Origin of the sequence: Limnohabitans planktonicus II-D5 (genome assembly GCF_001270065.2) — a bacterium.
GTDB classification, from domain to species: Bacteria; Pseudomonadota; Gammaproteobacteria; order Burkholderiales; family Burkholderiaceae_C; genus Limnohabitans_A; species Limnohabitans_A planktonicus.
Window position 1 is genome coordinate 24,543 of record NZ_LFYT02000007.1, and the last position, 7,112, is coordinate 31,654.

Consider the following 7,112-nt stretch of genomic DNA (forward strand, 5'->3'; position numbering starts at 1 on the left):
GGTCGGTGGTCGGAGACCCCGAGGTTGGGTTGTGATGGCCGCGATGGGCAAGCGGTATGCGTAGGTCGGTGGTCGAAGACCCCGACGTTTGGCTGAAATGGCACGAATGGCAGGGTGAGCGATGGGGTGGATCGGGCGTCCATGTCGGACTCTTCGAGTGCCGACCTACGGGGGCGCGGTATGCGTAGGTCGGCGGTCGGAGACCCCGACGTTTGGTTGCAATGGCACGAATGGCCGGGGTGGGAGATGGAGTTGTTCTGGTGCCAACTTCACGGTGAGGGGCTGAGCAGACGTTCGGCCAGAGTAACGAACACGGTGCGGGCTTCGACGAATGGGACGGATTCGCCGAAGACCAATTCATTGACAAACTGGCGGTAGTCGCGCTCAAAACTGTTGGGCTCTTTGTGCAATGCCTGCAGCACTTCGCGCATCTGGCCGACGGGGTCGCGCTCGAACTCGGGGTATTGATTACGGTACTGCGCGGCATCACCAGCCACCAGCGCGCCGAAATGGGCGTGGGGCAATGCGCTCATCAAACGATCATGACTGGCTGCAATCGCGCGCACATCGTAGAGGTGACGCACCAGGCGGTCGTCGTAAGCCGCACGGTTACGTCCTGCACGCGCCTCGGCGGTGCGGCGCAAAAAAGACAAGACCTTTTCGGCCAAGGTCTCATCCACACTGATGCACTCGATTTTGAAGTCATCCGTGGGCGCGTCCAGCAACTCATCAAGAATGGACCGTATCGGCAGGGGCGCCGTGGGCAGCATCGGTGGGCGGGCGTTGAACTCCACCTTGATCTCGGGTCGCAAACTTGCGACAGGCGAAAAACGGCTCGCGTAATGCAAATTAAGCGCCACATAACTGTTCTCGTCACGCGCCACGATCTGCTCTGGCGGCACATGGAATCCGGCGTCTTGCAGCACCTGGACCAAGCGTTTTTTGAACTGACTGAGGCGCTTGCTGCGGGCAGTGCGCGACAGCCCATCGGGCACGACCAATTTGAAATCCACATCCTCGGACATCCGCTCGATCAGCCTGTGCGCTTTGGACAAACATGTGCCCCCGCAAAACACCAGCTGAATGCCATCGTTGTCGGTATGAGCGATGTGGCGAATGGCTTGGGTCAGGATAAGGTCTTTTTCCAGAATCGCCTCAGCCAGCGACGTCAGCCCTTCACCGATGACGTCCTCAATCCAATCATGCTCTTGCGTTGTAATTGTTTTCATAGCGCACCGTGCTGATTCCAACTGTGATCTTGCGGGTAATGCGGCGATGACCGGTATCGAACGTTGTGCGCACCGGAATCTGCGTGGTCCGGCCTTCTGCATAAGCCCGCTGGGCTCGGCCCAACTTGACAGGCACATCGAGCTTTTCAAGCGCCTCCAGAGCCAAATCGGCAAGCGACACACGCGGCACCGGTTTACCCGAAATCGTGCTGGGCCGCGCCTTGGCATAGGTGCCGTAACCCAAACGCACAATCTTGCCATCGGCGATCAGCTCCTTGAGCACCCGGCTGATCTGGCTGGGGCTGCCCATGCGCTCAAAATCCGCACGCATGACCACCTCACCCTTGCGCAAAGCAATGGACCGAACCATCTTGTCTTTCAAACTGTACCGACTCATCGCGCCCTCCCTGGTGATGCAAACAATGCTCATGCACTATATATGAAATCGAGATATTTGCAGGGGTGATATGGCAGATGTCGGACTCTTCGAGTGCCGACCTACGAACAGCCGACCTACGGGGGCGCGGTATGCGTAGGTCGGCGGTCGGAGACCCCGACGTTTGGATGAAATGGCCGCTTCGTCAGGCAATCGCCAGCAAGCCCTTGTGCTGGATCACGGTGAGCAGGCGCAGGGCGGGGCCGCCGGGTTTTTTGATGCCGCGTTCCCAATCGGACACCAGGTTTTTTGACACATTCAAATACCTTGCAAACACAGGTTGAGAAATGTGTTCACGCAGCCGCAAAGCCTTGATCGCCTCGGGGGCCAAAGGCTCAATGGGTGTCAGGCACGACTCGTCAAATTCGCGCATGGTTTGGCGGCCCACTGCACCCACTTCATGCAGCGCCTCCATCGTCTCGTGGACAGCGGCAAGCGCATCGCTTTTGTATTTTTTTACCATCTCAATTCACCTCTTCAAACTGACCATTGTTTACGCGATGGACGGCGTTCAAAAGATCGCAGGGTGCTATCGCCAGCAGGGCTGGCTCCTACAGGGGGCAGGGCTTTCGGTATTCGCAGGTCGGTGGCTTTAGCCCCGACAGTGGTTGAGCGGGCAACGTCGGACTCTTCGAGCACCGACTTACGGATACCAAAACGCATATCGGTGCGGAGACCGAATACGCATCCCGGCACGCATGCAGAAACGGTATTCGGTATGCGTAGGTCGGTGGCTTTAGCCCCGACGGTGGTTGAGCGGGCGCACATTTATCGCCAGCAGGGCTGGCTCCTACGGGGGTGTGGAAAAAAACCGGCCACGGAGCGTGTTTGTTATCTTGGGCTGACGAGGTGGCCGCTGACAAATTTGTGAAGCAAACTGGCTGCGAACGTTTGATAAGGAACGCCCTCCTCCAGTGCGCGGGCCTGGAGGTTTTTCAAGTCTCGGCTTGAAATTCGGATATTCAGGCGCTGGTCTTTTTTGAACGTGGCCTCGGCTGCAGCGCGGTGTTTTTTGATTTGCGCCGAAGCATTGCGCACCGATTTCAGCGTACCGGCCTCCAAGGCCTGGAGGATCTCCAACTCTTCGTTGTCGTAGCTTGGTTTTTTCTTCATCACTTGCTCCTGTATTGCCGCATCGCCTTGCCACTTGGGATGATGGTTTTTAAAAAAATTTCGGTTTCGTTTTCAACGAATGGTACGGCGTAGACGTATTCATCTACCTGCACAAGCGAAATCAACTGGCCCGGATACTTGTCTTGATTGGGATGCGCGACCACATCAATTTCATTGCCGTTGGTAATTTCAAAAACAATCCGTTCAAAAGAAATGCCGCGTTCACGAATCAACAGATGGTTTTTTTCAGCATTCCAATTGTAAATTTTCGGATTCTGCATGTGTGCATTTTAGGCACACATAAAAAGTACCGTCAATGGCATGGATAAACGTCTGATTTTTTTACACTTCTGAATGAATGAGACGTCGACGTCGGACTCTTCGCGTGGCGACCTACGATGACGATCGACGGCGTTGCGAAGCGAAGCGGAGTTCGTGTGTAGCACCCCGTCGGAACGCGGGGGATTTTCGAAGCGGAACGATTTCGCACCATCGGGATACGTGGCATTTGTTTTTCGTAGGTCGGTGGTCGAAGACCCCGACGTTGGTGGTTTGGCCAGCGTTGATCGCCAGCAGGGCTGGCTCCTACAGGGGGAGCACACGCGGTGCTCGTAGGTCGGTGGTCGGAGACCCCGACGTTGTTTGAAATGGCACGGATGGCCGGGGTGGTCTTTGGGGTGGATCGGGCGTCCACGTCGGACTCTTCGAGTGCCGACCTACGGGGATGCGGTATGCGTAGGTCGGTGGTAGAAGACCCCGACGTTTGGTAGAAATGGCCGCCATGGGTGATGGGCAAGCGGTACGCGTAGGTCGGTGGTCGGAGACCCCGACGTTGGTTGAGCGGCCAACGTAGGACTCTTCGAGTGCCGACCTGTGAGAGAAGTCAACACATGCGCGTTATGTGTGGCGCAACCTTGTGCAAACTTACAGGCACTCAGTTTTGCATGCCGACATCGTCTTCGTCATTGATGTCACGCATGGCTTTCTGTATTTGAAAATACAAGCTTGGAAGGTCACGCTCGATTGTTTTCCAGACGATTTCAAAGTCCACCTTGAAGTAGCCATGAGCCACAGCGTTGCGCATCTGATAAGCAAAGGCCAGCGGCAACTCAGGATGCTCGGCAACGAAACTTGGATAGTGCTTCCCGATGTTGTTGCTGGCCTCACCGATGACCTCAAAATTACGAATCACGGCATCCTGTACCAACTTGCTGCCCAGAAATGCCAATTCGTCCATGTCAGAGACATAATCTTCGATGCGCTAGATGGCTTCGAGAATGTGCGCGAGGTAGTCCGTCAAACGCTGTTGATCACGCGTCATACCGGTCGGGCCTCGGCAAGAACTTGGGCACGGAATTTTTCGGGTAAGGCATTGGGCGTCAGCACATCAACCGGTACTCCCAGCAGTTGCAGCAGCTCATGACGAATGGCACCGATGTCGAACAGCGTAGTTTCGGGCGTCGGGTCAATCAGAATGTCCAAATCGCTGCCCTCCTGATCATCACCGTGCAGCACAGATCCAAACACCCGCGCATTGCTGGCGTGATGACGCTCGACCACTGTGCGAATAGTGACTCGGTGCATTTGAAAAGCATCTGAAGGCTTCATGCGATTACCCCAAATTGGACGACTTTTTTGATCATACAGCCCGTCATCCAAAGGCTTGATGCATTGCGTTTTTTCTGCGCCGTTATCGGTAGCCAAAGGGCAAACTGAAACGGGATTCATCGGTGATAGAAGTTGATGGGCGAGTTGAGCGACGGTGATTGAGTGGGCGTCCATGTCGGGGCTAAAGCCACCGACCTACGAGGGGAATGCGTGACATGAAACAGCATGTGGTGTTCGCAGGTCGGTGGTCGGAGACCCCGACGTTTGGTTGAAATGGCCGCCATGGGTGATGGGCAAGCGGTATGCGTAGGTCGGTGGTCGGAGACCCCGACGTTTGGTTGAAATGGCACGGATGGCCGGGTGGGAGATGGGGTTGATCGGGCATCCATGTCGGACTCTTCGAGTGCCGACCTACGGGCAAGCGGTATTCGTAGGTCGGCGGTCAAAGACCCCGACGTTTGGTTGAAACAGCGCGCAATCTTGATGAGCTTGCTAACTTGGAGGAATAGATTTCAGATGGCCAGATGTTGCGTATCCGGTTGAATGGCCAGGCGCAGGCCTAGGGCTTTGAGCACCACAAAGAGGCTGCGCAATTCGGGGTTGCCTTGCGCTGAAAGGGTGCGATAGAGCTGGTTCGCGTTGAGCGCTGTTTCCTTGGCAACGGCGCGCACACCGCCGTGGGCGTTTGCGATCTGACGCAAAGCGACCAACAAATCAGCAGGCTCGCCGTCTTGCAGCAACTGAGTGAGGTAATCGGCAGCGAACTGCGGGTCGTCCCGAAACAGCTCCACCATGGCCTCTTCGTGGCTTCGATCTTTCATTTGTCAGGCCTCCGTTGCCAGTCTTTCCAATACCCAATGGCCCGCTCGATGTCGGCATCTTGGGAACCCTTGTCACCACCGCAAACCAGCAGCACAACCACGTTGCTGGCCAACGCGTAGTACACGCGATAACCAGCGCCCTGATCGATTCGCAGTTCCCACACCCCTTCGCGGCAGGGCTTGTGGTCACCGAAATTTCCACCCTCTATCCGATTGATTCGTTTGACCACTTGCACCTTTGCAATGGGGTCACGCAGCCTCTTCAACCACTCCTGAAAAGGATCTCGCGCATCTTCAGTCAGGTAATGGCGGACGGTGAACATCGTCAAATTATCGTCTATAAACGACAAAATTCAAGCACATCAGGACATGTCGGACTCTTCGAGTGCCGACCTACGGGCGCTGTGCTCGTAGGTCGGCGGTCGTAGACCCCGACGTTGGGTTGGAATGGCCGCAATGGCCGCTTCGTCAGGCAATCGCCAGCAAGCCCTTGTGCTGGATCACGGTAAGCAAGCGCAGGGCGGGGCCGCCGGGTTTTTTGATGCCGCGTTCCCAATCGGACACCAGGTTTTTTGACACATTCAAATACCTTGCAAACACAGGTTGAGAAATGTGTTCACGCAGCCGCAAAGCCTTGATCGCTTCGGGGGCCAAAGGCTCAATGGGTGTCAGGCATGACGCATCAAATTCGCGCATGGTTTGGCGGCCCACTGCACCCACTTCATGCAGCGCTTCCATCGTCTCGTGCACAGCGGCGAGCGCATCGCTTTTGTATTTTTTCACCATATCAATTCACCTCTTCAAACTGGCCGTTGGCCATCAACAAGGCCAACTGATCCTGCGACAAATTCAACACATGACGCGCCATCAAACGGAACTGAATTTCTTCTTGCGCCGTGATATTTTCCAACTCGCTCTTGGCATAACCGTAGACAAAAAAACACCGCTCATCTTTGCGAAACAACAGGATGCTGCGATAGCCTTTTGATCTGCCCTGCCCCGGCCTGGCGATGCGCTGTTTGTAGACCCCTGAACCCAAATCGGCATCGAACAAACCTTGCGATACGCGATTCACAGCGTCCAAGAGATCGTCCGACGAAATTCTTTCTTTTCGAGCAAAACGTGTGAACCACGCATTTTTAAACACCTGCATTTTTGTCCCCCTGCCCTCTTTCCAAGTGTCACACAAAGTGTTATCCAAGTCAAATGCAGGAATGGTGCTGTCAAAAGGCTATGGGTGATTAGGGGCACTGTGGGTGATCGGGCATCCATGTCGGACTCTTCGAGTGCCGACCTACGGGGAAGCGGTGTGCGTAGGTCGGTGGTCGGAGACCCCGACGTTGGTTGCAATGGTCGCGATGGCCTACGGGTTGTGTGCGTGTTTTGGGTGATGGTTTTGGGTTTGTTGCTGGATTGGTGGGTGTTTACAAATTAAAACAATCGGAATTGGTGTGGTTGGTCATTTTTGGTAATGATGATGGATACTTAAGGTGTCAATCGGGGAGGTTGTTAGAAGTTATTTTGTAGGTTGTTGGGTTGGGTTTTGACGTTGTGGGTGGGCTGGCAATGTCGGACTCTTCGAGTGCCGACCTACGAAAAGCCAACGGTTCGCATACGAGGAAACGGTATGCGTAGGTCGGTGGTTGGAGACCCCGACGGTTGGTTGGAATGGTGTGAATGGTTGGGTTGGGTTTTGACGTTGTGGGTGGGCTGGCAACGTCGGACTCTTCGAGTGCCGACCTACGCGGACAGGCTTGCTGGAGGCGGGGTAAAAAAAACCCGCCATGGGGGGCGGGTTTTGGGGGGAGAGAGCGGCGTTGTGGGTGGGGCCAGCAACGTCGGACTCTTCGAGTACCGACCTACAAGGACCGACCTACAGGGGGTCGACCTGTAGGACAGCCACGG

General features: G+C 55.4%; 11 protein-coding genes. All 11 read right to left on the minus strand.

Going from position 1 to position 7,112, the window contains the following annotated elements; genetic code table 11:
- Positions 1-269: 269 nt before the first annotated feature.
- The 11 genes from H663_RS28035 to H663_RS28085 all read right to left on the minus strand — a co-directional run bounded on the left by H663_RS28035 (position 270) and on the right by H663_RS28085 (position 6,408).
- Positions 270-1,229: a nucleotidyl transferase AbiEii/AbiGii toxin family protein gene (locus tag H663_RS28035; RefSeq protein WP_053173432.1), complete on the minus strand. Its 960-nt coding sequence runs from the start codon at positions 1,227-1,229 to the stop codon at positions 270-272.
- Positions 1,201-1,626 carry a DUF6088 family protein gene (locus tag H663_RS28040; RefSeq protein ID WP_053173666.1) on the minus strand — a complete coding sequence of 142 codons (426 nt, stop codon included), beginning with the start codon at positions 1,624-1,626 and terminating at the stop codon, positions 1,201-1,203. The genes H663_RS28035 and H663_RS28040 overlap by 29 nt, the downstream gene beginning before the upstream one ends.
- A gap of 184 nt (positions 1,627-1,810) precedes the next feature.
- A complete protein-coding gene (locus tag H663_RS28045; RefSeq protein WP_053173430.1) occupies positions 1,811-2,128 on the minus strand; it encodes a helix-turn-helix domain-containing protein in 318 nt (105 codons plus the stop codon).
- A 368-nt stretch (positions 2,129-2,496) separates the two neighbouring features.
- Entirely contained in the window at positions 2,497-2,778 is a 282-nt protein-coding gene (locus H663_RS28050; RefSeq protein WP_053173428.1) for an antitoxin, read from the minus strand.
- On the minus strand, positions 2,778-3,059 hold the full coding sequence (locus tag H663_RS28055) for a BrnT family toxin (RefSeq protein ID WP_053173426.1): 282 nt from the start codon (positions 3,057-3,059) through the stop codon (positions 2,778-2,780). The genes H663_RS28050 and H663_RS28055 overlap by 1 nt, the downstream gene beginning before the upstream one ends.
- A gap of 653 nt (positions 3,060-3,712) precedes the next feature.
- On the minus strand, positions 3,713-4,036 hold the full coding sequence (locus H663_RS28060) for a HepT-like ribonuclease domain-containing protein (protein WP_240620457.1): 324 nt from the start codon (positions 4,034-4,036) through the stop codon (positions 3,713-3,715).
- 59 nt (positions 4,037-4,095) lie between these two features.
- The gene (locus tag H663_RS28065) at positions 4,096-4,386 is read right to left on the minus strand and encodes a nucleotidyltransferase family protein (protein ID WP_053173664.1); all 291 of its coding nucleotides are present in this window, start codon (positions 4,384-4,386) and stop codon (positions 4,096-4,098) included.
- 512 nt (positions 4,387-4,898) lie between these two features.
- Complete coding sequence (locus H663_RS28070) at positions 4,899-5,207, minus strand: addiction module antidote protein (protein ID WP_053173424.1); 309 nt, start codon at positions 5,205-5,207, stop codon at positions 4,899-4,901.
- On the minus strand, positions 5,204-5,530 hold the full coding sequence (locus H663_RS28075; protein ID WP_083451210.1) for a type II toxin-antitoxin system RelE/ParE family toxin: 327 nt from the start codon (positions 5,528-5,530) through the stop codon (positions 5,204-5,206). The genes H663_RS28070 and H663_RS28075 overlap by 4 nt, the downstream gene beginning before the upstream one ends.
- 145 nt (positions 5,531-5,675) lie before the next feature.
- The gene (locus H663_RS28080) at positions 5,676-5,993 is read right to left on the minus strand and encodes a helix-turn-helix domain-containing protein (protein WP_053173422.1); all 318 of its coding nucleotides are present in this window, start codon (positions 5,991-5,993) and stop codon (positions 5,676-5,678) included.
- A 1-nt stretch (position 5,994) separates the two neighbouring features.
- On the minus strand, positions 5,995-6,408 hold the full coding sequence (locus H663_RS28085; RefSeq protein ID WP_240620453.1) for a type II toxin-antitoxin system RelE/ParE family toxin: 414 nt from the start codon (positions 6,406-6,408) through the stop codon (positions 5,995-5,997).
- Positions 6,409-7,112: the final 704 nt, after the last annotated feature.